This window comes from Litorivivens lipolytica (genome assembly GCF_014191715.1).
In the GTDB taxonomy this organism is placed as follows: Bacteria; Pseudomonadota; Gammaproteobacteria; order Pseudomonadales; family Spongiibacteraceae; genus Litorivivens; species Litorivivens lipolytica.
This window is the reverse complement of sequence record NZ_JACHWY010000001.1, coordinates 1484323-1509156: the sequence shown is the minus strand read 5'-3', so window position 1 is coordinate 1509156 and position 24834 is coordinate 1484323. Positions and strand designations below refer to the sequence as shown.

The following is a 24834-nucleotide window of genomic DNA, read 5'->3' as shown; positions in this document are numbered from 1 at the left end:
GCAAAACTGGTTAAATCTGGTTCAGGGCCGTATGACTTGGCGAAACGTTGACGCCGCGTGCTACAAAACCGCTGTAACTGGCCGGTCTACTTGAGAAAACGTCTCTTGCTGATGCTTCATCAGCGAACCGGGCAAACAAGCACGAACCGGTGCCTGTTAGTTGAGCGGGGGCGAATTGGTTTAGCCAATCGAGGGCGTTTTTGACCTCTGGATACAGGCTTTTGACCACGTTTTCGCAGTCATTTCCGGCACCCTGCTCAAGAAAGGCCGCTATTCTGATGGGTCGACTGTTACGTGTCAATTCCTGGTGCGAAAAAATTTCTCGGGTCGACACACTGACGCCGGGGTGAATGACGACAAACCATTCTTCCGGCATTTCAACGGGCGTGAGTTCCTCGCCGACACCTTCTGCCCAGGCAGTGCGACCGCGCACAAAAACCGGCACATCGGCGCCGAGGTCGAGCCCGATGGCGCTGAGTTCGTCGTCATTGAATCCCGTCTGCCAAAGCTTATTGAGTGCCAGCAGGGTGGTGGCGGCATTGGAACTGCCGCCACCGATGCCGCCGCCCATGGGCAGGCGTTTGTCGCAGTGAATGTCTACGCCCAGCTTGCTGTCACTCGCACGCTGTAAGGCTGTGGCGGCACGAACAATTAAATTGTCTTCGGATGGAACCCCGTCAAACGGTGTGTGGAGCACGATTCTGGCATCGTTGCGCACTGCAAAATGCAGGGTGTCCCCTGCATCCAGCAATTGAAACAGGCTCTGCAGTAGGTGGTAGCCGTCATCCCGGCGGCCGGTGATTTTCAGGCAGAGATTCAGTTTGGCTGGCGCCAGCAGGCTCAGTGTCATGACAGGGGGCAGGTCTCAAAGGTTTGCCAGTCGCGCAGCAGCCATTTCAGGCGGGCACTGTGGTGGGTCATATTCACCTTGGTTGGCAGCAGGTCGCCGGCGGCATATTCCACCAGCCAGCCATGTTGCTCCAGACTGGGGTAGTTGTTGCTGGAGGTGAGTTGGCGTGAGGGCGCACGGGGGTCGGGATCGCCGTGCAGCCAGTAGCGCAGGGCAGAGACTGGCATGATCCAGCCGAGGGCGGCCAGGAGTTCTTCCGGGGTGTCGGCATACACGGTGGCTTCGCCGCCGCGCTGCAGACTGACTTCCTGGTCGTTGCCTTCAATAATCGCCGCTCCCATGCCGAGGGGCCCGCTCAAGCGTATGCGGTAGCGCTGGGCGCAGTTCTGCCAGTCAAAGTTGGCGGTTTCGCGCTCGCCGTTGGCCCAGATGCCCACTTTGCCACTGACCGACCAGTGGGCGGAGTCGGTATCCGTTGGCTGGCTGTCGGGTGTGGTGCTGCAGGCCGCGAGCACGGTGGCGGCGACGAGAAGTAAAAGAGGCTTCATTCGGAATCCGGCAAGTTGACCTGCAGGCGTTGCAGGGTTTCCTCAATGATAGTGCTTGAGGGCTTGTTGTTAAGCCCCTGCTGCCAGACCGAGATGGCCTGTTCCCGTCGGCCAAGGCGCCACAGCACTTCGCCCAAGTGAGCGGCAATCTCATGATCTTTGGATTGGGAAAAGGCCCGGCTCAAATAGTTTTCGGCGACTTCCAGATCGCCCAGTCGAAAGGCGATCCAGCCATAGCTGTCCTGAATTGCGGGGTCATCCGGGCGCAGTTTCAGGGCTTTACTGACCAGCGTCTGCGCCTCGTTCAGGCGATCTGTCAGAATCGCAAGCGAATAACCCAGAGCATTAAGCGCGGTGGCGTTATCCGGGTCATTGCTCAGAATCTGACGCAGATCCTGCTCCATCAGGGCGACGTTTTTCTGGCGCTCGCTGAACAGGGAGCGTGCATACAGCACATTGGTGTTATCCGGGTGCCGCTTCAGTGCACCGCTAAGCAGGGCGAAGCCTTCTTTATACAGGCGGTGTTCAAACAGCAGATCGGACTCAATCAGGTAGATTTGAATATCCTGGTCGGGGAATCGCAGGCGGGCAGCCGCCAGATCGGCTCGCGCCTGAGGCAAGCCGTCCTGTTCGCTGCGCAGCACCGCGAGCCGGGTCAGGGCCGCAATTAACTGATCCCCGCCGCTGACCTGTCGGTAGTGATCCATTGCCGCATCCCACGCTTCTTCCTGTTCGGCAATGCGGCCGAGAAAATAATGGGCGTTGTCGCGTTGATCACTGCGCGCAAGCAGGTCGCGGAGCAGTTCCTTGGCGGACTCATAATCGCCGATTTCGCGATTTACTAACGCCAGTGCCAGGCGGATCGCGTCGTCTTCAGGGTGTTGGTTGTGCAGCACGGTGTATTGGGCTTTGGCCTGAAAAATATCACTGCGCGTCAGCAGCTGTGCCAGATTCAGACGCAGGCGTTTGTGGTAGGGGTACTCATCGACTGCAAAGCGCAGCCGGTCGATCGCTTCGTTGATCCGACCAAGTTGCTGCAGTACGCGTGTCTCTATAAGCAGGGCGTGCATATTGCTGGGGTCGGCGGTCAGGACTTCGCGTATCAGTCGTAGGGCCTCCTCTTCCTGATTTCGGTATTGCAGAGTGAGGGCGACGCCGGTTTTCAGGTTGAGGTTGTCGGGGTGGCGTTCCAGCAGATCGCGAATGGCAGTTTCAAACGCCTGCTGATCCATTTCCGATTGGGCTAGAGCGCTGGCCGCCAGTGTAGCGAAGTTGCTTTCCTGGTCGCTGCCGATGACCGCTTCCATATGTTGCAGGGCTTCGAGCGGGCGGCGCGAGCGTGCCAGTGCCGTGGCGCGGATAAAATGCGCCTCGGCTGCATCGGGTTTCAGAGTCAGCCAGTGGGCGGTGGATTGCAGGGCGGCGGCCTCGTTATTCACAAACTGTGAGAGGCGAGCGGCCGTCGCGATCACCCCGAGGTCACCGGTCTGTTTGGCCTGCTTCATATACAGTTGCAGGGCGAGGTCGTACTGCTGACGGCGAATGGCGAATTCTGCCACCAGCAGGTCATGAAAACTGTTCTCAGGGAAGGGTTTTACGATGGTGACGAGCCCGGTCTCCGGCTCATCGGCCTGAGCCGGTTCAAGGCCGGTTTGCTCCGGCGTCGTGCTGCAGGCTGCGAGAACCAGCATGGCTGCGGGAATACTCAGTTGCAGCAGGCGGTAAAAATAGGGTTTTGTACGTCTCATGTCTTAAATTCTAGCACGGCCTCTATCGAGCGGCGTAGGGCAGCGTTTGCCGGCAGAAAGGATGGAGTGAGTGCGCCTGCGGCATCCACATTTTGCGGCCATCTTGCTAGAATTGCCCCCCTTTTTTCTGTTCGGCTGTCGCTCCTGCGCATGAATCTTCTGGTTTTGGGCATCAATCACAACTCCGCACCCATTGCGGTGCGTGAGCGCGTGGCGTTTGTGCCCGAGGCTATGGAGGCTGCACTGCAGAGCCTGGTAGGCATCGACGGCGTTGACGAGGCGGCTATCCTCTCAACCTGCAATCGCACGGAACTCTATGTGGTAGACGATGGCGGCAGCGAGGATCTCGCTAGGCAGATTACGAGCTGGCTAGCTGATTACCACCGCATGCCACTTACCGATTTTGACGGTTGCGAGTATTGCCACACCGGTGATGACGGCGTGCGTCATATGATGACGGTCGCTGCCGGGCTGGATTCGCTGGTGCTGGGTGAGCCGCAGATTCTGGGGCAGATGAAATCCTGCTATGCCGTGGCGAAGGAGGCTGGTTCACTCGGCCCTAGCCTTGAGCGCACCTTCCAGCACACTTTTGCCACTGCCAAACGCGTGCGTACCGATACCGCTATTGGCGAAAACCCGGTGTCGGTGGCCTATGCGGCAGTCAGCTTGACTCAGCACATTTTCAGTCGTCTGGATCGCTGCCGGGCCTTGTTGATCGGTGCCGGCGAGACCATTGAGCTGGTCGCTACGCATTTAAAAGAGAAGGGGGTGCGTCAGCTGGTCATCGCCAATCGCACGCTTGATCGTGCCCGCGAACTGGCAGAACGCTTTGACGCGGAAGCCGTGCTGCTCTCGGATATCCCGGAGCAGTTAAAAGACATTGATATCGTGGTGGCGTCCACCGCCAGCCAGCTACCCATTTTGGGGAAAGGCTCGGTTGAATCTGCGCTCAAAAAACGCAAGCACCGGCCGATGCTGATGGTGGATATAGCGGTTCCGCGAGACATAGAAGCCGAAGTGGCGGAACTGGCTGACGTCTACCTGTATACCGTCGATGATCTGAAAGAAATCGTTGATGAAAACCGCAAGGCGCGCGCCAGTGAGGCCCGCAAAGCCGACCAGATTATTCTGCGGGCGGTGGAGGAATGGCAGCGCCAGTGGCGTTCGCTAGACGCGGTCGATACGGTCAAAGACTATCGAGCGCAAGCGGAAGCCATGCGACTCCATGAAATTGACAAGGCGCTGCGAGCATTGTCGCGCGGCGCCGCGCCGGAGCAGGTGATTGAACAGCTGGCTCGGGGGCTTACCAATAAATTGATTCATCATCCGAGCTCGCGTTTGCGCGAAGCGGCGGCCAACGGAGAGACTGACACCCTGATGGTGGCGCGGCGTCTGTTGGGGCTGGATGACCACTGAAGGCAGAGCATGAAAGCGTCTATAGCGGCAAAACTCGACAACCTCCTCGACCGGTTTGAGGAACTGGAGGCTCTGCTCAGTTCACCGGAAATCATTTCCGATCAGGACAAATTTCGCGCCCATTCAAAAGAGTACGCCGAGATCGAACCGGTTGTGCTCTGTCATCGCGATTACAAAAGAGTGGAAGCAGATCTGGCCTCGGCGCGTGCCATGCTGGCCGAAGAAAGTGATCCGGATATGCGCGCCATGGCCGAAGAAGAGGTTGAGGAAGGCGCCGAGCAACTGGCCGCGCTGGAAACGCAACTCCAGACCCTGTTGTTGCCTCGCGACCCAAACGACTCTCACAACGTTTTTCTCGAGATCCGCGCCGGTACCGGTGGCGATGAAGCGGCCATCTTCTCCGGCGATCTGTTTCGCATGTACAGCCGCTACGCCGAATCGCAGGGGTGGCGCATTGAAATTCTCAGTGAGCGCCACGGCGAACACGGCGGTTACAAGGAATTGATTACCCGGGTTGAGGGCAAGGATGTCTACGGTCAGTTGAAATTCGAATCCGGTGCACATCGGGTGCAGCGAGTGCCTGAAACCGAGTCTCAGGGGCGCATTCATACCTCGGCCTGCACCGTGGCGATTATGCCCGAGCCCGATGAGATGGATGAGGTCGAGCTCAACAAGGGCGACCTGAGAATTGATACCTATCGCGCCAGCGGTGCCGGTGGGCAGCACGTTAACAAAACCGATTCGGCGGTCCGCATTACCCATATTCCCACCGGTATTGTGGTGGAGTGTCAGGACGAGCGTTCCCAGCACAAGAACCGGGCTCGCGCCATGTCGCTGCTGCAGGCGCGCTTAAATGATGCCGCGCAAAGCGCTCAGGCCAAGGAGCAGGCGGAATCGCGCCGCTTGCTGGTGGGCAGTGGTGATCGCTCTGAGCGTATTCGCACCTACAACTTTCCCCAGGGGCGCGTGACGGATCACCGTATCAACCTGACACTGTACAAACTCGATGAAGTGATGGCCGGTGATTTGCAGCATGTCATTGAACCTCTGCGGCAGGAATATCAGGCCGACCTGTTAGCGGCTCTGGCGGAGTAAAGGCGGGCTCGTGATGCAGATCGCCCGGTGTCGACAACGACGCAGTGAGCTGGATTCGCCCTCGGCCGAGCTCGATGTGGATCTGTTGCTGTGCCACGTGCTGGACCGGCCCCGCTACTACCTCTATGCCCACGACGATATTGAACTGACAGGTGCTCAGTTGCGAGCTTTCGAGGCGCTGCTGGCGCGTCGGGCCGCGGGCGAACCCATCGCTTACCTTACCGGCGTGGCGGAATTCTGGAGTCTGCCGCTGAAGGTAGCGCCCTCTACGCTCATTCCTCGCGCCGATACCGAATTGCTGGTGGAATGGATTCTCGAAAAGTTCTCGGCGCAGACGGTATTGAGGGTGTTGGATCTCGGCACCGGCACCGGGGCCATAGCGTTAGCCTTGGCCAGCGAGCGGCCCAAGTGGCAGATCACGGGAGTAGACCTGCAGTCTGCGGCGGTTGAGCTAGCTCAGGCCAATGCCCAAGCCCTTCAACTGCCGGTGGAGTTTCTGCAGTCTAATTGGTTTGAGGCGGTCAGCGGTCGCCAGTTTGATGTGATTGTCTCCAACCCTCCTTATATAGAAGCCGATGATCCGCATTTAATTGGCCCCGGCGTGGCCTTTGAGCCGCACACGGCACTGGTGTCCGGTGATGACGGACTGCAAGATATTCGGCAGATCGCTAATGATTCGCCGGCACATCTTGCCGCTGGCGGGGTTCTGCTGCTGGAACACGGCTATCGTCAGGCTACCCCGGTGGCGGCTATACTCCGCGATGCCGGATTTTCCGGGGTCGAAAACCGCCGCGATTACGGTGGCAACCCGCGTGCCACGTGGGGGCGACTGGGCGAGGGGGAATGCGATGCACGATGAACAGCTACTGCGCTACAGCCGTCATATTCTCCTGCCGGGGATGGATGTCGAGGGGCAGGAACGACTGCTCAAAGCCCGTGTTCTGGTGCTGGGCGTCGGTGGTCTCGGCAGCCCGGTAGCCTTATATCTGGCTGCCTCCGGCGTCGGTCATTTAGTGCTGGTCGATGATGATGTGGTGGAACTCAGCAATCTGCAGCGCCAAATTGCGCATCAGAACGCTGATGTGGGGCGGCTGAAAACCGAGTCCGGGCGTGATGCAGCCCTGGCGCTGAATCCGGATGTTTGTGTGGAGCTTATCTCTGAGCGTTTACAGGGAGAGGCTTTAAACCGAGCGGTGGCATCTGTCGATCTGGTGGTGGATTGCAGTGACAATTTCAGCACCCGTTTTGCGCTGAACGAAGCCTGCGCGGCGGCGTGTATACCCTTGGTGAGTGGTGCAGCGATACGCGGCGAAGGCCAATTGAGTGTGTTCGATTTCCGCGACCCGGCCTCGCCCTGTTACCGCTGTTTGTACAGCCCGGATACAGGAGATGAACAGCTGAATTGCTCGGAAGCGGGGGTGCTGGCACCCATTGTCGGTGTTATTGGCAGTCTGCAGGCGCTGGAGGCAATCAAGGTGTTAAGCGGGTTTGGTGAGCCACTTGCAGGTCGCCTGATGTTGCTGGACGGTGCTACCATGGACTGCAGAACATTGAAGTTGGGAAAAGACCCGAGCTGTCCGGTATGCGGAGCCACTGCCGGCAAGAAGACGTAACGCGACAGAATTTAAAAACTATAAAACATGGGATGTGGAGAGTGCGATGGGCATTCTGTTGAAAATCTATTACGCCATTCATGACAACCTGTTTGGGTTTTTGAAACATCTGGACGGCCTGGCGCTGCTGGCCATCCGGCTGTTTCTGGCCCCGGTGATGATTACCGCGGGAATGACGAAGTGGCGAAATTTCGACAGCACCGTACAGTGGTTCGGTAACAGCGAGTGGGGGCTGGGGCTGCCAGCGCCGGAGCTGATGGCGGGTCTGGCAACTGGCACAGAGCTTATCGGCGGATTCCTGTTGCTGTTCGGTCTGGCCGTGCGCTGGGTGAGTGTCCCGCTGCTGGTGACCATGTTTGTGGCGGCAACGGAAGTGCATCTGGAAAATGGTTGGTTTGCCATTGCCCCTAGTGACCCGACGACCAGCAGCGCGAAGCTGCTGGCTGATATCGGCATTCCAGGTGCCGAAGAAAGTTTGAAGAACAGCCTGGAAGTGGATACGCGGCTGGAGCGAGCAAAGGATATCCTGCGTGAGCACGGCAATTATGAATGGCTAACCGAGAAAGGCTCCTTCGCCATTCTCAACAACGGCATAGAGTTTGCGGCCACCTATTTCATTATGTTGTTGGTGCTGTTTTTCTGGGGTGGCGGGCGCTATTTCAGCCTGGATTATTATTTTGATCGCGCGGCTCGCAAGGCCCTGGCGGATCTCGGTCCACCGCAGCGCGACCTGGATGATCTGAACGTACCCGACTGAGTTTATTGGTCGCACCTGCCTGGCGATAGGGCGGGTGCAATCCCAGTCTGGGCGGGATTGCAAGCTAATCCCGCCCAGTTTTGCTAGAATGCCGGCCTTCTGAAACCGAACTGAGGTTAGGCATTGCTAAAAAAGCTATTTTCACGCAAACCGCGAGAATCCCATTCCGATCCTGTTGAAGCCAATCCGGCGGCTGCCGAAGCGCCCACTCGACAGGAAAAGCCAGCGGCGAAACCCAAGAGCCGCGCCGGGGGGAAGCGCAAGCCCAAGCCTGAGGCCAAGCCGGCTCCGGCCTGGTCGGTGGAAGATTTTGTGGTGCCCGAAGAGCCCGGCAAAGTGCGGTTTCATGATCTGGGGCTGGATGACGGGCTGATGCATGCCATTGCCGACCTCGGTTTTCAGTATTGCTCCCCCATTCAAGCGGCCGTTTTGCCCCATACCCTGCGTGGCCACGACGCCATCGGTAAAGCCCAGACCGGTACCGGTAAGACCGCCGCCTTCCTGATCTCTGTCATCAACGACCTGATCAATAATCCGATTGAAGAAGAGCGCTATCAGGGTGAGCCCCGCGCGTTGGTCATTGCGCCGACCCGTGAGTTGGTGCAGCAGATTGCTGAAGATGCGATCGGGCTGACCAAGTACACAGATCTGAATGTCGTCACACTGATTGGTGGTATGGACTACCAGAAACAGCAGAATCAGCTGGCCCGCGATCTGGTGGATATCGTGATTGCTACCCCGGGCCGCCTGCTGGACTTTACCGGTCGCGGAGACTTGTATCTGGATGGGGTTGAGCAGTTGGTAATCGACGAAGCCGACCGTATGCTGGATATGGGCTTTATTCCTCAGGTGAAGCGCATCATCCGCCTGACCCCGAAAAAGGAAAGCCGCCAGACCCTGCTGTTCAGTGCGACCTTTACCGAAGATATTATTCGCCTGACCGAGCAATGGACCTATCAGCCGGTCAATATTGAAATTGAGCCGGAAAACGTTGCGACCGATAACGTTGATCAGCGCGTCTTTCTGGTGGAAGAGCGCGACAAGTTCAATATCCTCCAGCGCATTATTCGTATGCCAGAAGCGGAAAGCGTGATTGTGTTTGCCAACCGTCGCGACCAGACCCGCCGACTGCATGAACGCCTGCGCAAGAGTGGTATTCGCTGCGGCCTGCTGTCGGGTGAAATTCCCCAGAACAAACGCACCCAGACGCTGGCTCAGTTCAAGGAAGGCAAGATTCAGGTGCTGGTGGCAACGGATGTGGCAGGGCGCGGTATTCACGTCGATGGCATCAGCCATGTGGTGAATTTCACCCTGCCGGAAGATCCGGAAGATTACGTGCACCGCATCGGTCGCACGGGTCGTGCCGGCGCTAAGGGTACCTCGATCAGCTTTGCGTCTGAGGATGATGCCTTTCTGTTGCCGGAAATCGAGAAATTGCTCGGCAGCAAGCTGGCCTGTGAACAGCCGCCGGAGGAGTGGAGCTAAACGCTCCGCTCAGCCTTTTCCTTCCAGTTTTTGCAATTTCTCCACCCACAGCATCGTCCCGCCACACACGGCGGCGGGCATGATAAAGAGATTCAGAATCGGCACCATGGTGCCCGCCATCACCATCATCCCGAAGGGCAGGGTGCTGCTGCGCTGGGCCTTGATGCGGCGCTTGCTCTCCTTAAAGCTTAAGCCTCGGTTATCCATCGCGTAGTCACAATATTCCAGTGACAACATCCAAGCCCCGAGCAGAAACCACAGTACCCCGGAGAAAGGGGAGATCGGTGGAATGAAGCTCAAGATCAGAACGATCACCGCAAAAATCAAGTAGTAGGTCAGTTTCTGAACCTCCCGCCAGATGCTGCGAGGGAAGCTGGCCAGCGCGCTGGCGAAAGTCTCTCGGCCTTCCACTTCTTTGCCCGTGAGCTTTTCTTCCACTTTCTCCGCCAATAAGCCGTTAAAGGGCGAGGCGAGGATGTTGGCCACGGTGCTGAAACTGTACATGACGATCGCCAACACCAGAATTACGGCCAGAGGCCAGAGTATCCAGCTCAGAAAGGACAGCCAGTCGGGCAGCCAGGCCAGAATGGCGGCAATGCCGCTGCCAATCAATTCAAAGCCTACAAACATGAAGCCGCCAAAGATCAGTACGTTGACCAGCAGGGGCAGAATCACAAAGGGGCGAATGCCGGGTTCGCGCAGCATTTTAAAACCGCGCATGAGATAGCTCAGATCACTGTCCATGGGAATCCTTGCGGTGTGACGTTTGGGAGATGTGTTGGACGGGGTTTGAACTGTTGAGTTCAGTGCCGCAGCGCTCGCAGAGGCAGCGGTTCAGACCGCGATACTCGGCGACCCGCTCCGGATTAAAACTGGCACCGTGGCACCAGCACTGGTTCGCATCCTGCCCGAGCGCAATGGCGCAGCGATTTTCCTCTTTGCAGCGAGGGCAAAGGCGGGCGTCTGCGGTGGTATTGAGTGGGGCCATGGCCGCATTGTAGTGGGAAGCGCTGATCCGCGTCAGCCTTTTTGCCCTATGAAAGGTATACTGTCGGCGGAGGTAAACCATGCAGGACGAAGACTGGTTCGCTCAGGAAATGGGCGACGTCAAACCGCTGAAAGTGGAAAAACGGGTCGCCATACGCCGTGAAGATATATCTGAGTTGGCGGTCAAGGCCCGTCGTGAGGCGGCCCAGCGGGAGCCGACGGTGGATACCAATCCACTGTCTGACTCAGAGGTGCCGCTACTGGATGCCCATTATATTCTGGAGTGGCAGGGGCCCGGGGTGCAGCACGGGGTGTTCCGCAAACTGAAGCAGGGTGCGTACGAGCCGGAAGCGAGACTCGATTTACACCGAATGACAGTGGAGAGAGCGCGGCAGGAAGTGTTTTCCTTTATTAACGAGGCTCAATCGCTCAACCTGCGTAGTCTGATGATCGTGCACGGCAAAGGTTTTAGCTCCAAGGCTGAAGGTGCGGTGCTGAAAAGCTACCTGAATGTCTGGCTGCCGCAATTGGGGCCGGTGATTGCCTATTGCAGCGCCCAGCCGCGACATGGTGGTGTCGGTGCGGTGTATGTCTTGCTGAAGAAGAGTGAAGAGAAGAAGCAGGAAAACCGGATCAAGTTTAATCGGGGGCGGGTGGAGTAAATATTCCCTCACCCTAGCCCTCTCCCAGTGGGAGAGGGAATTACCCAGTTCGCAGTATGCGCCCCTCTTCCTTTGGGAGAAGGTTGGGGTGAGGGCTTACTTGGCGCCGTTGTTTTTCAGAATTTCTACAAACTCACCCGAATTGCGATGCTCGCTGGCAAAGCTCAGTACAGTGCGGCCATCGGCGTTGGTGGCGTTTACATCGTGGCCCTTCTCCAGAAACATGCCGATAAAAATTTCAAAATCATCGGCACGCATGCTCTGGTAAGCCTTGAGCAGCATGTGAAAGTCGGCGTTCACACCCTTGGGCGGTTGTACATCCAGAAACTCGCGAACCCGGTCTTCTGTCCAGACTTCGTCGAGTACCTTTTCTTTATCTTTACGCATCGTGTATTCCTTTCTGGCTGAATTAGCCTAGTTTCTTGTTCAGTAACTGGTTGACCATGCCGGGGTTGGCCTGGCCTTTAGAAGCTTTCATGATCTGGCCGACGAAGAAGCCCAGCATTTTCTTGCGTTTGCCTTCATCGGCGGCTTTGTACTGTTCCACCTGGTCGGGATTGTCGGCCAGCACCTGATCGACCATCTTTTCCAGCTCGCCGCTGTCCGACATCTGCTTCAGGCCCTTGGCCTCAATCACCGCGTCGGCGCTGTCGCCTTCGCCGTTCCACAGGGCTTCGAAGACCTGTTTGGCGATCTTGCCGGAGATGGTGTTATCGCGAATGCGCTGGATCAGGCCGCCGAGCTGTTCGGCGCTGACCGGGGTTTCGCTGAACTCGATACCTTCTTTGTTCAGGCGGCCCATCAATTCCACCATCACCCAGTTGGCGGCGAGTTTGGCATCCCCGGCGGCTTTGGCGACGGCTTCAAAGTAATCCGCAATCGCACGCTCACTGGTGAGAATGCCGGCATCGTAGGCAGAAAGTCCGTACTCGCTTTGGAAGCGTTCCTGTTTGGCGTCCGGCAGTTCCGGCAGGGTGGCTTTCAGTTCATCGATCAGGCTTTGCTCGATCGCTACGGGCAAGAGGTCGGGGCAGGGGAAGTAGCGGTAGTCGTTCGCTTCTTCCTTGCTGCGCATGGCGCGACCTTCGTTGCGCTCGCTGTCGTAGAGGCGGGTTTCCTGGGTGATGCTGCCACCGTCCTCAAGCACATCGATCTGGCGCTGGGCTTCCAGCTGAATCGCCTTCTCGATAAAGCGGAAGGAATTCAGGTTTTTGGTTTCGGTGCGGGTGCCGAGCTCGTCGGTGCCCTTGATGCGTACGGATACGTTGGCATCACAGCGCAGGGAACCTTGCGACATATCGCCATCAGAAATGCCGAGATAGGTGACGATGGAGTGAATCTTTTTCAGATAGGCCACGGCCTCTTCGGCGCTGCGCATGTCCGGTTCAGAAACGATTTCAATCAGTGGCGTGCCGGCACGGTTCAGGTCGATGCCAGACATGCCGTGAAAGTCTTCATGGAGTGACTTACCCGCATCTTCTTCCAGGTGGGCGTGGTGAATACGAATACGCTTGGTTTCACCGCTTTCCAGTTGAATGTCGAGCCAGCCGGGGCCGACGATGGGTGCGTCCATCTGGCTGGTCTGATAGCCCTTGGGCAGATCCGGGTAAAAGTAGTTTTTACGCTCGAACACGGACTCGCGACAAATCTCTGCATTCACGGCCAGGCCAAATTTGATCGCGCTTTTGACCGCTTCTTCATTCAGCACCGGCAGAGTGCCGGGCAGGGCCAGATCCACCGCGCAAGCTTGCGTGTTCGGTTCCGCTCCGAAAGCTGTGCTGGCGCCGGAGAATATTTTTGATTGAGTCGAAAGCTGCACATGCACTTCGAGGCCGATAACTGTTTCCCATTCCATGTCGGTCTCCTTATGCGAACGCTGCCGGGGTTTGTTGGTGCCAGTCGGTGGCGAGCTGGAAGCGGTGGGCCGCGTTTAGCAGTTCGGCTTCGCAGAAGTCCTTGCCAATCAATTGCAGACCGACGGGTTTTCCGTCCACCAGCCCAGCCGGGATCGACAGGCCGGGAATGCCCGCCAGATTTACCGCGATGGTGTACATATCTTCAAGATACATGGTCAGCGGATCGTTAACCTTCTCGCCAATGCCGAAAGCGGGGTTGGGTGAGGTGGGGCCGGCAATAATATCGACCTCCTTAAAGGCCTCGATAAAATCCTGCTTGATCAGGCGGCGGATGCGCTGGGCCTTGCGATAGTAGGCGTCGTAAAAACCTGCAGACAGAGCGTAAGTGCCGACCAGAATGCGGCGTTTGACTTCGTCGCCGAAACCTTCTTCGCGGGTGCGAGTGTAGAGGTCGGCCAGATCCTGCGGGTTTTCACAGCGGTGGCCGTAGCGCACACCGTCATAACGAGACAGGTTAGTCGAAGCCTCTGCCGGCGCGATCACGTAATAGCAGGGGATCGATAGGTGACTGTGGGGCAGACTGATTTCTTTCAGGGTTGCGCCCTGTTTTTCAAATTCCGCAAGCGCGTCGCGCACTTTGGTGGCGATCTCGTCGGACAGGCCCTCGGCAAAGAATTCTTTCGGTACGCCAATGACCTTGCCTTCCAGCGAGTCATTCAGTGTGGCGTTGTAGTCGGGAATGTCGCGCTTGAGGCTGGTGCTGTCTTTTTCATCAAAGCCGGCCATGGCTTGCAGCAGGAGGGCGGAGTCTTCGGCCGTGCGGGTCATCGGGCCCGCTTGATCCAGGCTGGAAGCAAAGGCGATCATGCCGTAGCGCGATACCAGGCCGTAGGTCGGTTTCAGGCCGGTAAGGTTACACAATGCCGCAGGCTGGCGAATCGAACCGCCGGTATCGGTGCCGGTTGAGGCGGGCGCCAAACCTGCGGCGACCGCTGCGGCGGAACCGCCGGATGAACCGCCGGGCACACAGTCGGTATTCCAGGGGTTGCGCACCGGGCCGTACCAGGAGGTTTCGTTGGATGAGCCCATGGCGAACTCATCCATATTGGTTTTGCCCAGCGTGACCATGCCAGCCGTGGCGATTTTTTCAACAATGGTTGCGTTGTAAGGCGCGATGAAGTTATCCAGCATTTTCGAGGCACAGCTGGTGCGAACGCCTTCTGTGCAGAAGATATCCTTGTGCGCCAGCGGAATGCCGTCCAATACCGAGGCCTTGCCATTGGCACGACGGGCATCGGCGGCTTTGGCTTGGGCGATCGCCTGTTCTTCCATCACCGTGATATAGGCGTTAACCGTCGGGTTGTGCTCGTTGATCCGTGCCAGAAAATGTCGGGTCAGCTCTTCGCTGGAAAACTGGCCGCTGTCCAGTCCGTCAGCGAGCTCGCGTAGGGTTTTGCTATGCATGAATTCGTTGCTCGTCAAAATGGGGTCGGGTAGGCGGGTTTATTCGATAACCTTGGGTACCAGGAACAGGCCATCCTCACTTTGCGGTGCAATGGCCAGAAAGGTGTCGCGCTGGTTGGGTTCGGTTACCGCGTCCGGGCGCAGACGCTGAGTGGCGTCGTGAGGGTTGGCCATGGGCGCTACACTGCTGGTATCGACCGCCTGCATCTGGTCAACCATGCCAAGAATGTCGCTCAAACGGCTGGCCACCTCGTCAATTTGATCGGGGGCGATGCGAATGCGCGCCAGATGCGCGATTTTTTCAATCTCTGAAGGGCCAACGGCCATGAGTCACCTACTCTGTCGTTCTGCGGTTGCTGTAATGCCTTGGCTCAACACCTGAAGCGCTGGTTGGGGAGCCTGCAAATCCTGTCTGGGGGAATCGGGCGAGGGTGGCGACCTGTCACCTTGAAAGCCCTTAGATTCAGGGCGGGTAAACTTATCATATTTGCGCCTTGCCCTGAATCCCTGCCGTTGATAGAGTTGCAGGGATTTATGGCGGTCGGCGTTAAAATATTAGAAAATAGCGGCTTTTCGCGGCGCCCCGGCAGTCTTAACCCTACCCGCTCCGGGTATCTACAGGTGAATTGCACAGATGTTCAAACGAATTCGTGGTCTTTTCTCAAACGACCTTTCAATCGATTTGGGAACGGCCAATACGCTGATTTATGTTCGCGATCAGGGGGTCGTTCTGGATGAGCCCTCGGTAGTTGCCATTCGCGTTCACAATGGCCAGAAAACCGTTGAGGCAGTTGGAACAGAAGCCAAGCGTATGCTGGGTCGAACGCCGGGTAACATCACCGCTATTCGCCCGCTGAAGGACGGCGTTATCGCCGACTTTCAGGTCACGGAAAAGATGCTGCAGCATTTTATTGCCAAGGTTCACCAGAACAGCATTATCCGCCCCAGCCCGCGCGTGCTGGTGTGTGTGCCGTGTAAATCGACTCAGGTTGAGCGCCGTGCCATTCGCGAATCTGCGCTTAGCGCCGGTGCTCGTGAAGTACGATTGATCGAAGAGCCGATGGCGGCTGCGATCGGTGCCGGTCTCAATGTTGAAGAGGCCGCTGGTTCCATGGTCGTGGACATCGGTGGTGGTACCACTGAGATCGCGATCATTTCTCTGAACGGCGTGGTGTACTCCGATTCGGTACGTGTGGGCGGTGACCGTTTTGATGAAGCCATCGTGACCCATGTGCGTCGCACCTACGGCAGTCTGATTGGGGATGCCACCGCTGAGCGTATCAAACAGGAAATTGGTTGTGCCTATCCGCTTGAAGAAATTCGCGAGATCGATGTTCGCGGTCGCAACCTGGCCGAAGGTATTCCGCGCCGCTTTACGCTGAACAGCAACGAAATTCTCGAAGCCCTGCAAGAGCCCTTGTCGGTTATCGTGCAGGCTGTAAAACGCGCGCTGGAACAGTCACCGCCGGAACTGGCTGCCGATATCGCCGAAACCGGAATTGTGTTGACCGGTGGTGGCGCCCTGCTGCGCGGGATTGATCAGTTGATTGCCGACGAAAGTGCGCTGCCAGTTATCGTGGCGGAAGATCCCCTGACCTGCGTTGCCCGCGGCGGTGGCCGGGCCATGGAGATCATGGAGAAGCACCGACTGGATATGCTGTCGACTGAGTAAGCTGTAGCCGGCTGGCGAGGGCCAGCCGCTCTCAGCTAAGGGAGCGACGCCATTAAACCGATATTCTCCTCGGATTCTTCAGCAGGCATGCGCCTGTTGGTGCTCAGTGTTGTTGCGCTGCTGCTGGTCCAGGCGGCACGCAGCGGCTGGCTGGACAAACCGCTGGCCTACGTCTCCAGTATTTCCCTCCCCATCTACAAACTCACGGAAATTCCCGGTGAAATCGGCCGCAGTCTGGAAGGGCTGTTTACCGGTCGAGAGTCCTTGCGTGAAGAAAATGCCCGGCTGCGAGCCGAAGCGCTGGTATTGCAGGCCAAAACCCAGAAGCTGGCCTCGCTGCGGGCGGAAAATATCCGTCTGCGGGAACTGCTGAACTCGGCCAACCATAAAGAAGAAAGTGTGCTGGTTGCCGAAGTGATTGGTCTGGCGGCCGATCCTTCCAGTCATATTATCGTGATCGACAAAGGGCTTTCCCACGGTGTGCGCGAGGGGCAAGCGGTGATCGATGCAGACGGTTTGGTGGGGCAGGTCGTTAACGTCGCCTATACCCATAGCCGCGTGATGATGATTACCGATAACACCCACGCCCTGTCGGTGCAGGTAAATCGCAACGGCGTCCGCGCCATCGTTGAAGGGTCAGGATTGATTGACCTGCTAGAACTCAGCCACGTGGCCGCGACCACCGATATTCAGGTGGGCGACCTGCTGGTCAGCTCCGGTTTGGGCGGACGCTTTCCGGTGGGCTATCCGGTGGCCCGGGTATCGGAAGTCACGATTGATCCCGGCGAACCTTTTGCGATTGTAAAAGCGCGCCCTTTGGCTCAGCTCGACAAAACGCAGTTTGTACTGCTGGTGTTCGCGCGAGAGGTGGGTGATGGATGACCGAACCCACAGTTTCTGGGTCGTTATACTGACCCTGTTTGTGGCGCTTGCCCTGAGTGTGCACCCCCTGCCACTCTGGGCGCGCTGGTTTCGCCCGGACTGGGCGGTGATTGTTGTCTGTTTCTGGGTCTTGTTCCTGCCGAACCGCGTCGGCGTTGGCGTTGCCTGGCTGACCGGGCTGGCACTCGATATTCTTCACGGTGTGTATCCGGGGCAGCACGCCTTTGCACTGGCTGTGGTAGCTTACTTTGTGCAGGTCTCTCATCAGCGCCTGCGCATGTTCGGATACCGCAAACAGGCAGTCTTTATTTTCTCCATGGTGGTCATTCATTTGCTGCTTGGACAGTGGGTGCAGAACCTGGTTGGCGTGGCTGATATCAGTCTGTTGCTGCTCGCCCAGGCGCTGATGAGCGCCTTGATCTGGCCACTGGCTCATGTGGTGATGACCTATCTCTGCTACCGATTTATTGTGAGTTGATGTCGCAAGTCGAACCTGTCCAGCTAATTCTCGGATCTCAGTCACCCCGACGGCGGGAGCTGCTTGCCCAACTGGGCGTCAGGTTTTCTGTTATATCTGCCGATATTGACGAAACGCCGCGCACTGCAGAGAGCGCCGCCGACTGTGTTCGTCGTCTGGCAGAATCCAAGGCTGCCGCAGTATGGAAGCGACAGCCCGTGCCAGCGCTGCCAGTGTTAGCGGCTGATACCGTGGTGGTTATCGACGACGATATTCTGGGTAAGCCGGAAACCGTCGAGGATGCCTGCGCCATGTTGGCGCGCCTGAGTAACCGCGAGCACGAGGTGATGACCGCAGTCTGTCTGGTGGCGGGTGACAAGAGCGAAAGTCTGGTTCAGACGAGCAGGGTTAGCTTTGCTACACTGACAGCGCAGGAGATTCGCGCCTATGTTGCAACCGGCGAACCTATGGATAAGGCGGGCTCCTATGGAATTCAGGGGCTTGCCGCTGCGTTTGTCAGAGAGTTGCAGGGCAGTTATTCAGGGGTTGTCGGCCTGCCTCTTTATGAAACCCGACAGTTGCTGCGCCGCTTTGGGATAGAAACCGCGCTATGAGTGAAGAGATACTTATTAACGTCACCCCGATGGAAACCCGGGTGGCGGTTGTCGAAAACGGGGTGCTGCAGGAAATCTATATTGAGCGCACCCGTGCCAAGGGCATCGTCGGCAACATCTATCAGGGCAAGGTGGTGCGCGTCTTGCCCGGCATGCAGGCGGCTTTCGTGGATATTGGTCTGGAGAAAGCTGCTTTTATCCACGCTTCAGATATTGCTGCGCTGCGCCCGGACGCCAGCGGCGAATTGCCCGAAATTCGCACAGCCGTGCGCGAAGGCCAGACTCTGACCGTGCAGGTGATCAAGGACCCGATTGGCACCAAGGGCGCGCGTCTGACCACACATCTTTCCGTGTCATCCCGCTATCTGGTGTATATGCCGTCCACCGACCATATTGGTATCTCCCATCGCATTGAAGATGAGGAAGAGCGGCAGCGGCTGAAGCAACTCGTTGTGAATGCCGCCAGCGAGGATGAGCAGAACGAGCGCGGTGGTTACATTATTCGAACCGCCGCCGAAGGCTGCGGCGATGATGAAATTGCCGCCGATACCCGTTTTCTCAAGCGCCTGTGGCAAGCGGTAGATCGCCGTCGCAAGCGTGATCCAGCGCCCTCCGTGATCTACGAAGATCTCCCTCTTTTCATGCGTACCATGCGCGATCTGGTACGACCGGGTCTGGAAAAAATCCGTATTGATTCCCGTGAAAGTCATCAGCGGGTGGTGGATTTTGCCAAGGATTACGTGCCGGAGATTCTGCCGATTCTCGAATACTATCCGGGTGAGCGACCGATCTTTGACCTCTACAGTGTCGAGGAAGAAATCCAGCGTGCACTGGATACCAAGGTCGAACTCAAATCCGGTGGTTATCTGATTATTGATCAGACCGAAGCGATGACCACCATCGACGTGAATACCGGTGCCTTTGTCGGTCATCGCAATCTTGAAGAAACCATTTTCAAAACCAATCTCGAAGCAGCCACTGCGCTGGCGCGACAGCTGCGGGTGCGCAATCTCGGTGGCATCATCATTATCGACTTTATTGATATGAATGATCCGGAGCATCGCCGTCAGGTGTTGCGCGCGCTCGAAAAGGCGATGGACCGGGACTACGCCAAAACCAGCATTACAGGAGTGTCAGAGCTGGGGCTGGTAGAGATGACGCGCAAACGAACTCGCGAAAGTCTGGAGCATGTGTTGTGTGAGCCCTGCAAATATTGTTCGGGGCGGGGTTCACTCAAGTCGCCTGAAACGGTCTGTTATGAAATTTTCCGCGAGATCCTGCGGGAGGCCCGAGCTTATGAAAGTGATCGCCTAATGGTGCTGGCCTCGCAGGAAGTCGTCGACCGCTTGCTTGATGAAGAATCCGCCAACGTGGCTGACTTAGAGGAATTTATCGGCAAAGCCATCCAGTTTCAGGTTGAAGCGATCTACACCCAGGAACAGTTCGATGTGGTTCTACTCTAGAGTGAGTGGGAGCTGGCGCGCGCAATGACGCTGATCTCGCGATTGTTTCGCATCCTGTACCGAAGCTGCTGGGCGCTGGCGGTAAGTGTGTTGGTGTTGCTGGCTCTGTATGCCAGCGCCGGCCGTTACTTCATTGAATTTCTACCTGATTATTCCGATGAGCTGGTCACGCTGGTTAAGGAACGAGCCGGTGCAGACCTGTCGCTAGAGCGCCCGATCGCTGGTTGGACAGGGCTATCGCCGATTCTGGACGTGCAATCATTGGATTTAAGTCGCGATGGTTTGCCGGCGGTTACCCTGACGGGCGCTCATGTGAAGCTGGGATTGATTTCCGGTCTGATAACCCGCGGCAGTGTGGATGTGTTGGAACTGCGCGCGGACCAGGTAGATCTTCATCTACACGAAGATGATGCCGGGAAATGGACTTTTGCCGGTCAGCCCTTGGTGGGCAGCGAGCCTGCCAATCTGGATTTGACCTCCATTTTGATGGGCATTCGTGAAGCGGAAGTTAAAGCGGTGTCTGTGGTCTTGCACTACGCCAGTGGGGACGACGCCCATCTCTGGGGGCAGCGACTGCGACTGGCCGGAGACAGCGGTTTTCGTCGCCTGAAGGCTGGCCTCGGTATTGAGGGGTCGCGCCCGACCCGACTAATTGTCGAGTTAAACGGCGATCCGCGCGATACCGATTTTCAGCTCGATGCTTACTTAAAACTAGAGAACAGTTCTTTTTCCACTCTGGCGCCACTGCTCGGTTATTACCAACCTTTGGCTGAACTGGAAGGTAACGGCGAACTTTGGTTTGCGCTTAACGGCGACCGTCAGGCGCGCTGGCAGGGTAGGCTCGAGGTGCCCAAACTGTCGCTGGGGAAACTTTGGGAAAGCCATCAGGATGTGACCAGTGCAGGTCTGAACTTTGCCGGGCGTGTGATAGACGGGCAGGCTCGTACCTGGTTCTCGCAGCTCGATTTTTACTGGGAAGAACAGTATGTCGACTGGAGTGGGCTGCAGCTTAGCTTCGCGCCTGAGGCGGCAGATCGTCTGCGGATTGTGCTGCCCTCTCTCGATTTTGCTTTGACTCAAAAGCGGCTGATTAATTCAGGCGCGATTCCCGTTAATCTGGCGGAGGTGCTGGCAGACCTGGCGCCGCAGGGGCGAATCAAAAATTTGCAGGTGGATATTCCACTGGCGGACCCCAAGACGGCCCGATTGAGCGGTGAATTGTCGGCGGTCGTGCTGGAGTCCTGGCGCAACGCGCCATCAGTGCGTGGTCTGAGCGGCTACATCGAGGCCAATGCAAGTGGCGGTGAGCTCACCATCGACAGCAATCGTTTCCTTCTAGGGCTGCCCAGTGTTTACGAAAATCCCCTCGAACTTGCTTCTCTCGCGACGCGTCTGCAGTGGCAGATTACTGAAGACGTGCTGCGTATTCGCAGTGGTTTGATACAGGCACGCGATGGTGACAGTCGTGTGGGTGGAAAGATTTCGCTGACACTACCGCTCAAAGCGAACAGTGCCATTGAGCCGGAAATGGCTCTGCTGGTGGGCTTAAGCGATGCGGATGTCAGTCAGCGAGAGCAATATCTGCCGTCGGCCTTGGGCGACGGACTAAAGCAGTGGATGGATGAGAGCATTGTTCGCGGGCGCATCGAATCGGCTGGTTTTCTTTTTAGTGGTTCTCTGAAAAATCCCGACGAGCGTCGGATACAGCTGGCACTTGACGGTCGCGGGTTTGCTTTGGAGTATCATCCCGACTGGCCGGGCCTTGCCAAAGCGGATGTCGACCTGCTGCTAGACGGTGACGAGGTGACCGTGCGTGCCGAGAGTGCGCAGATTTACAAAGACATAGTACTGTCGGATATTGATGTAGCGATTGGTCTCGACAAAACTGACGATGTGTGGCTGGCGGTGAAGGCCAAAGCGGCAGCCCCATTGCCGTCAGCATTGCGAGTGGTGCGTGAATCCGCCCTGCGCAATCAGGTTGGATCGACGTTTGATGAGTGGGCCGGGAGGGGTAGCGTTGAGGCCGTTCTCGATCTGAATATTCCCCTTACTCCCAATCGAGAGCCGGTGGCGAGAGTTCACGCCAATATTGATGCCAAGCAGGTGGAGTTGCAGAACCTGCGTCTCAAACTCGAGGATCTGCGCGGGCCGCTGGTCTTTGACTCGTCAACCGGTCTGAATGGTCGTGATATACAGGCCACGGTGTTCGGCAAAGCGGCGCAAATTAATGTGATTCAAAATCCGGGTAAACCGGTATTGGTCAACGCTAAAGGGCGGGCTGATGTAACCAGTGTGCGCGATTGGCTGCAGCAACCGCTGATCGGTTTTGCCCAGGGCGAAGCTGCTTACAACGTGGATATTTCGGTGGGCGAAGATCGCGCTCACCTCAAAGCATCTTCTGATCTCTTTGGTGTGGCCATTGATCTGCCACACCCGCTTGGCAAGCCTATGCAGGAATCCCGGTTGTTGGAATTGGATATACCGCTCAATCGCCAACCTTTAGAGATTGATGTGACGATTGATCGCTTGGGGCGCCTGTTGTTGGGTTTTGATGATTCGCAGGCCTTTTCAGGTGGCAGTTTTGCGATTGGCAATCACTCTATTCCGCCACCGCCGCGTGGGCTGTTTATGGTGGTTGGGGAGCTGCCTTCGGCTGATCTCAATGCCTGGCTGGCGGTGATGGATCGCTTTCAGCGGATGGGGAGCAAGGAGGGGGGGCAGCCCCTGCCGATTGTGGTGGAAAACGTTAAGGTCGAGGCTTTTGATGCGCTGGGCAATGTGTGGGAGTCCGTCCTGCTGAATGCTCACAATGGCATTGAGGGGCGCTCACCCTGGCAGTTTCTGATTGCCGCGCCAAGGCTTGAAGGTAAGGTGATTGTGCCCGCCGATGGCCCCTTGCAAATTGACCTCGTACGCCTGCAATTGCCGTCCGCGCCATCGCCCGCTGAGGGAGAAAAGGTGTCACTGCTGGCGAACGTTCAGCCTTCATTGCTGCCGGAACTGGATTTTTCAGTACAGCAATTAACGGTAGGGGACGCACACTGGGGCAGTTTGGCGTTTGCCATGCGCCGGCGTGAGCAGGGTGTTTTGCTGCAAGATCTGCGTGGCAATATTCGGGGTCTGCGCCTCGGTGAGGGCAGGCCCATGGAACTGGAGTGGCTTCGCACAGAGGCGGGCGACAGCACACGCCTGAACGGTCGGTTGGCCGTTGCCGATATCGGCAGTGTGCTGCAAAGCTGGGATTTCGAGCGAGTCATGGAGAGTCGCAGTGGCGAGGCCGAGCTGGCGCTCAGTTGGCCTGATACACCGGATCTGTTTTCGCCCAATATAGTCTCGGGCAGCACCAGCCTCAGCTTCAATAATGGCCGTTTCCTGCGCGGCTCAGACGCGGCGTCAGGTACGCTGCGCATGGTGGGGCTGTTGAACTTCGCCAATGTGATTCGGCGCCTGCAATTTGATTTCAAGGATATCTTTGAAAAAGGCATTCACTACGATCGCATTCGCGGTCGAATGCAGTTTGATGACGGTTTGATGCGCTTGCCCGGCGGAATGGAAATAGAGGGGCCATCGTCGACCTTCAAGATTTCCGGTTCACTGGATTTCAATACCGACCTCACCGATATGGAGCTGCTGGCGACTTTGCCTCTCGGCAGTAACCTGCCTTGGGTGGCAGCTTTTGTTGCCGGCTTGCCGGCGGCGGCCGGGGTCTACATTGCCAGTAAGGTGTTTGAAGAGCAGGTCGATAAAGCATCGACACTGGTCTATTCCGTTAAAGGTCCGTGGCAAAACCCGGAACTGGAATTCGTGCGCATGTTCGGCGAGGAGGCAGAGAAAGGTGATGCCGAGCGCAAGAAAATGCGCGGGGCGGGTGGCCGATGAGCAGGCGACTGGCCGCACTGCAAATGGTCAGTGGGTCAGATGTTGAGCTCAACCTGCAGCGTGCCGAGCGTCTGATTCGCGAGGCTGCTACCTCTGGAGCAGAACTTGTTGTGTTGCCGGAAGCCTTTGCCGTTTTTGGTGATCGCGAGGCTCTCCATGCGCTGGCTGAGCGCGAAGCCAGAGAGGCGATGCTCCGCCAGTGGTTGTCAGCGCAGGCGAAAGAAAACCGGGTCGTGCTGGTGGGTGGGACGATTCCGCTTGCCAGTGACGATGGCCGAGCCTGGGCCGCCTGTTACGTATATGAACGTGACGGTGATTGTTTGGGCTGTTATCACAAGCTGCATCTATTTGATGCCGACGTTGGCGATGAAACCGGCAGTTATAGGGAATCTCGCGATTACCGCCCCGGCGAACGGCCGCTGTTTGTCGATACCTCACTGGGCCGTTTGGGTTTGGCAGTCTGTTTCGACCTGCGCTTTCCGGCGCAGTTTCAGTGGCTGCGGGATCAGGGTGCGGAGTTGATTGCAGTGCCATCAGCGTTTACCCGCACGACCGGCTTGGCCCATTGGCTGCCTCTGCTCAGAGCGCGGGCTATCGAAACCCAGTGCTTGCTGGTGGGGGCGAATCAGGGCGGTGAGCACAGTCCAACCCGAAAAACGTCGGGCGGCTCTGTGCTGGTCGATGCCTGGGGGAATGTGCTTGCTGAAGCCGGATTTGGTGAGGCGGTAGTGTTAGCGGATTGGGATTGCGAGCGTCAGAACGCCATACGCCGGCAGATTCCGCTGCGGCGTAACAGCCGTTTTTCCGTGTCGTTTGACGGTGAGCTTGCTGACTGCGCCGGAGAGACTCACCAGCCTTGATTCAGGCTGTCTTCCTTTAAGTCACGCAAGTAGCGAAACAGCTCGCGGGCACTTTTCGGGGGTTGCTTGCGTTCGGCTTCCTGCTTGGCGCGGGTTACCAGCTGGCGCAGTTTCTGGCGGTCGGCGCCGGGCATTTCGGATTTCACGGCGTCGATGGCGGGCATGCCCTCGGCAATCAAGCGATCGCGCCAAGCCTCCAATTCATGAAAGCTGCGATCCAGCTGCTGAACCTTTTCCCGACGCTCTTCCATCGCCTTTTCCAGATCATCCGTGTCCAGCTTGCGCATCAGTTTACCGATGTATTGATACTGGCGGCGCAGGGCTTCGCGGCTTTTGATGCGCCGCGCCGTGGCAATGGCTTCTTTCAGTTCTTCGGGCACCGGCATCTGCGCCAGTTCACCCTTGGGCAGGCTGGCCACTTCTTCACCGAGCGCTTGCAGGGCCGCACTCTGGCGTTTTTTCTCGGACTTGCTTGGGCGCTCGTCGCGCTCCTGCTCATCGTAAAAGTCGTCGGTCATGAGATCTC

24 protein-coding genes are annotated in these 24834 nt (G+C 57.4%); 14 read left to right on the top strand and 10 right to left on the bottom strand.

Features of this window, described 5'->3' with window-relative positions:
• Positions 1-10: 10 nt before the first annotated feature.
• The 3 genes from ispE to FHR99_RS06930 are packed head-to-tail and all read right to left on the bottom strand — an operon-like array spanning position 11 to position 3146.
• Positions 11-850 (bottom strand): 4-(cytidine 5'-diphospho)-2-C-methyl-D-erythritol kinase, encoded by an 840-nt coding sequence (gene ispE / locus FHR99_RS06940; protein WP_183409782.1) that lies wholly within the window; start codon positions 848-850, stop codon positions 11-13.
• A complete protein-coding gene (lolB, locus tag FHR99_RS06935) occupies positions 847-1398 on the bottom strand; it encodes a lipoprotein insertase outer membrane protein LolB (protein WP_183409781.1) in 552 nt (183 codons plus the stop codon). Before lolB ends, ispE begins: the two co-directional genes overlap by 4 nt.
• A complete protein-coding gene (locus FHR99_RS06930; RefSeq protein ID WP_183409780.1) occupies positions 1395-3146 on the bottom strand; it encodes a tetratricopeptide repeat protein in 1752 nt (583 codons plus the stop codon). Before FHR99_RS06930 ends, lolB begins: the two co-directional genes overlap by 4 nt.
• Positions 3147-3296: 150 nt before the next feature.
• On the opposite strand from FHR99_RS06930, the gene hemA reads away from it, so the two are divergent.
• From hemA to rhlB, 6 genes are all read left to right on the top strand, one after another.
• Positions 3297-4562: a glutamyl-tRNA reductase gene (gene hemA / locus FHR99_RS06925; protein WP_183409779.1), complete on the top strand. Its 1266-nt coding sequence runs from the start codon at positions 3297-3299 to the stop codon at positions 4560-4562.
• 9 nt (positions 4563-4571) lie between these two features.
• Positions 4572-5657 carry a peptide chain release factor 1 gene (gene prfA, locus FHR99_RS06920; protein WP_183409778.1) on the top strand — a complete coding sequence of 362 codons (1086 nt, stop codon included), beginning with the start codon at positions 4572-4574 and terminating at the stop codon, positions 5655-5657.
• A gap of 13 nt (positions 5658-5670) precedes the next feature.
• Positions 5671-6516, top strand: a complete 846-nt coding sequence (gene prmC / locus FHR99_RS06915; protein WP_183410199.1) for a peptide chain release factor N(5)-glutamine methyltransferase — start codon at positions 5671-5673, stop codon at positions 6514-6516.
• Positions 6506-7270 carry a HesA/MoeB/ThiF family protein gene (locus FHR99_RS06910; RefSeq protein ID WP_183409777.1) on the top strand — a complete coding sequence of 255 codons (765 nt, stop codon included), beginning with the start codon at positions 6506-6508 and terminating at the stop codon, positions 7268-7270. Before prmC ends, FHR99_RS06910 begins: the two co-directional genes overlap by 11 nt.
• A 46-nt stretch (positions 7271-7316) precedes the next feature.
• Complete coding sequence (locus FHR99_RS06905) at positions 7317-8027, top strand: HvfX family Cu-binding RiPP maturation protein (protein WP_183409776.1); 711 nt, start codon at positions 7317-7319, stop codon at positions 8025-8027.
• Positions 8028-8150: 123 nt separating this feature from the next.
• Positions 8151-9512 (top strand): ATP-dependent RNA helicase RhlB, encoded by a 1362-nt coding sequence (gene rhlB, locus FHR99_RS06900; protein ID WP_183409775.1) that lies wholly within the window; start codon positions 8151-8153, stop codon positions 9510-9512.
• A 9-nt stretch (positions 9513-9521) separates the two neighbouring features.
• Here the strand turns inward: rhlB and cysZ are convergent, their stop codons facing one another.
• Together cysZ and FHR99_RS06890 are read right to left on the bottom strand one after the other, a co-directional pair.
• On the bottom strand, positions 9522-10256 hold the full coding sequence (gene cysZ, locus FHR99_RS06895) for a sulfate transporter CysZ (protein WP_183409774.1): 735 nt from the start codon (positions 10254-10256) through the stop codon (positions 9522-9524).
• A complete protein-coding gene (locus FHR99_RS06890) occupies positions 10246-10500 on the bottom strand; it encodes a cysteine-rich CWC family protein (RefSeq protein WP_183409773.1) in 255 nt (84 codons plus the stop codon). Before FHR99_RS06890 ends, cysZ begins: the two co-directional genes overlap by 11 nt.
• A gap of 79 nt (positions 10501-10579) precedes the next feature.
• Here FHR99_RS06890 and smrA point away from each other — a divergent pair, with 79 nt between their 5' ends.
• The gene (smrA, locus tag FHR99_RS06885) at positions 10580-11161 is read left to right on the top strand and encodes a DNA endonuclease SmrA (RefSeq protein ID WP_183409772.1); all 582 of its coding nucleotides are present in this window, start codon (positions 10580-10582) and stop codon (positions 11159-11161) included.
• A 96-nt stretch (positions 11162-11257) separates the two neighbouring features.
• Here the strand turns inward: smrA and FHR99_RS06880 are convergent, their stop codons facing one another.
• Genes FHR99_RS06880 through gatC form a run of 4 tightly spaced genes read right to left on the bottom strand, consistent with a single transcriptional unit; the run spans position 11258 to position 14808 of the window.
• A complete protein-coding gene (locus tag FHR99_RS06880) occupies positions 11258-11548 on the bottom strand; it encodes a PA4642 family protein (protein WP_183409771.1) in 291 nt (96 codons plus the stop codon).
• A 22-nt stretch (positions 11549-11570) separates the two neighbouring features.
• The gene (gene gatB, locus FHR99_RS06875) at positions 11571-13016 is read right to left on the bottom strand and encodes an Asp-tRNA(Asn)/Glu-tRNA(Gln) amidotransferase subunit GatB (RefSeq protein WP_183409770.1); all 1446 of its coding nucleotides are present in this window, start codon (positions 13014-13016) and stop codon (positions 11571-11573) included.
• 10 nt (positions 13017-13026) lie between these two features.
• Entirely contained in the window at positions 13027-14481 is a 1455-nt protein-coding gene (gatA, locus tag FHR99_RS06870; protein WP_183409769.1) for an Asp-tRNA(Asn)/Glu-tRNA(Gln) amidotransferase subunit GatA, read from the bottom strand.
• Positions 14482-14520: 39 nt separating this feature from the next.
• Complete coding sequence (gene gatC / locus FHR99_RS06865) at positions 14521-14808, bottom strand: Asp-tRNA(Asn)/Glu-tRNA(Gln) amidotransferase subunit GatC (RefSeq protein WP_183409768.1); 288 nt, start codon at positions 14806-14808, stop codon at positions 14521-14523.
• 307 nt (positions 14809-15115) lie between these two features.
• On the opposite strand from gatC, the gene FHR99_RS06860 reads away from it, so the two are divergent.
• The 7 genes from FHR99_RS06860 to FHR99_RS06830 are packed head-to-tail and all read left to right on the top strand — an operon-like array spanning position 15116 to position 24308.
• Complete coding sequence (locus FHR99_RS06860) at positions 15116-16153, top strand: rod shape-determining protein (RefSeq protein WP_183409767.1); 1038 nt, start codon at positions 15116-15118, stop codon at positions 16151-16153.
• Positions 16154-16204: 51 nt separating this feature from the next.
• Positions 16205-17035, top strand: coding sequence for a rod shape-determining protein MreC (gene mreC / locus FHR99_RS06855; RefSeq protein ID WP_343067478.1), 831 nt, complete (start codon positions 16205-16207; stop codon positions 17033-17035).
• Positions 17028-17513: a rod shape-determining protein MreD gene (gene mreD, locus FHR99_RS06850; protein ID WP_183409765.1), complete on the top strand. Its 486-nt coding sequence runs from the start codon at positions 17028-17030 to the stop codon at positions 17511-17513. Before mreC ends, mreD begins: the two co-directional genes overlap by 8 nt.
• Positions 17513-18106 carry a Maf family protein gene (locus tag FHR99_RS06845; RefSeq protein WP_183409764.1) on the top strand — a complete coding sequence of 198 codons (594 nt, stop codon included), beginning with the start codon at positions 17513-17515 and terminating at the stop codon, positions 18104-18106. Before mreD ends, FHR99_RS06845 begins: the two co-directional genes overlap by 1 nt.
• Positions 18103-19569: a ribonuclease G gene (gene rng / locus FHR99_RS06840; RefSeq protein ID WP_183409763.1), complete on the top strand. Its 1467-nt coding sequence runs from the start codon at positions 18103-18105 to the stop codon at positions 19567-19569. The genes FHR99_RS06845 and rng overlap by 4 nt, the downstream gene beginning before the upstream one ends.
• A 24-nt stretch (positions 19570-19593) precedes the next feature.
• A complete protein-coding gene (locus FHR99_RS06835; protein WP_183409762.1) occupies positions 19594-23448 on the top strand; it encodes a YhdP family protein in 3855 nt (1284 codons plus the stop codon).
• A complete protein-coding gene (locus FHR99_RS06830) occupies positions 23445-24308 on the top strand; it encodes a carbon-nitrogen hydrolase family protein (protein ID WP_183409761.1) in 864 nt (287 codons plus the stop codon). Before FHR99_RS06835 ends, FHR99_RS06830 begins: the two co-directional genes overlap by 4 nt.
• Here FHR99_RS06830 and yjgA read toward each other — a convergent pair.
• The gene (yjgA, locus tag FHR99_RS06825; protein WP_183409760.1) at positions 24296-24826 is read right to left on the bottom strand and encodes a ribosome biogenesis factor YjgA; all 531 of its coding nucleotides are present in this window, start codon (positions 24824-24826) and stop codon (positions 24296-24298) included. The two genes, FHR99_RS06830 and yjgA, sit on opposite strands and share 13 nt — an antisense overlap.
• Positions 24827-24834 lie beyond the last annotated feature (8 nt).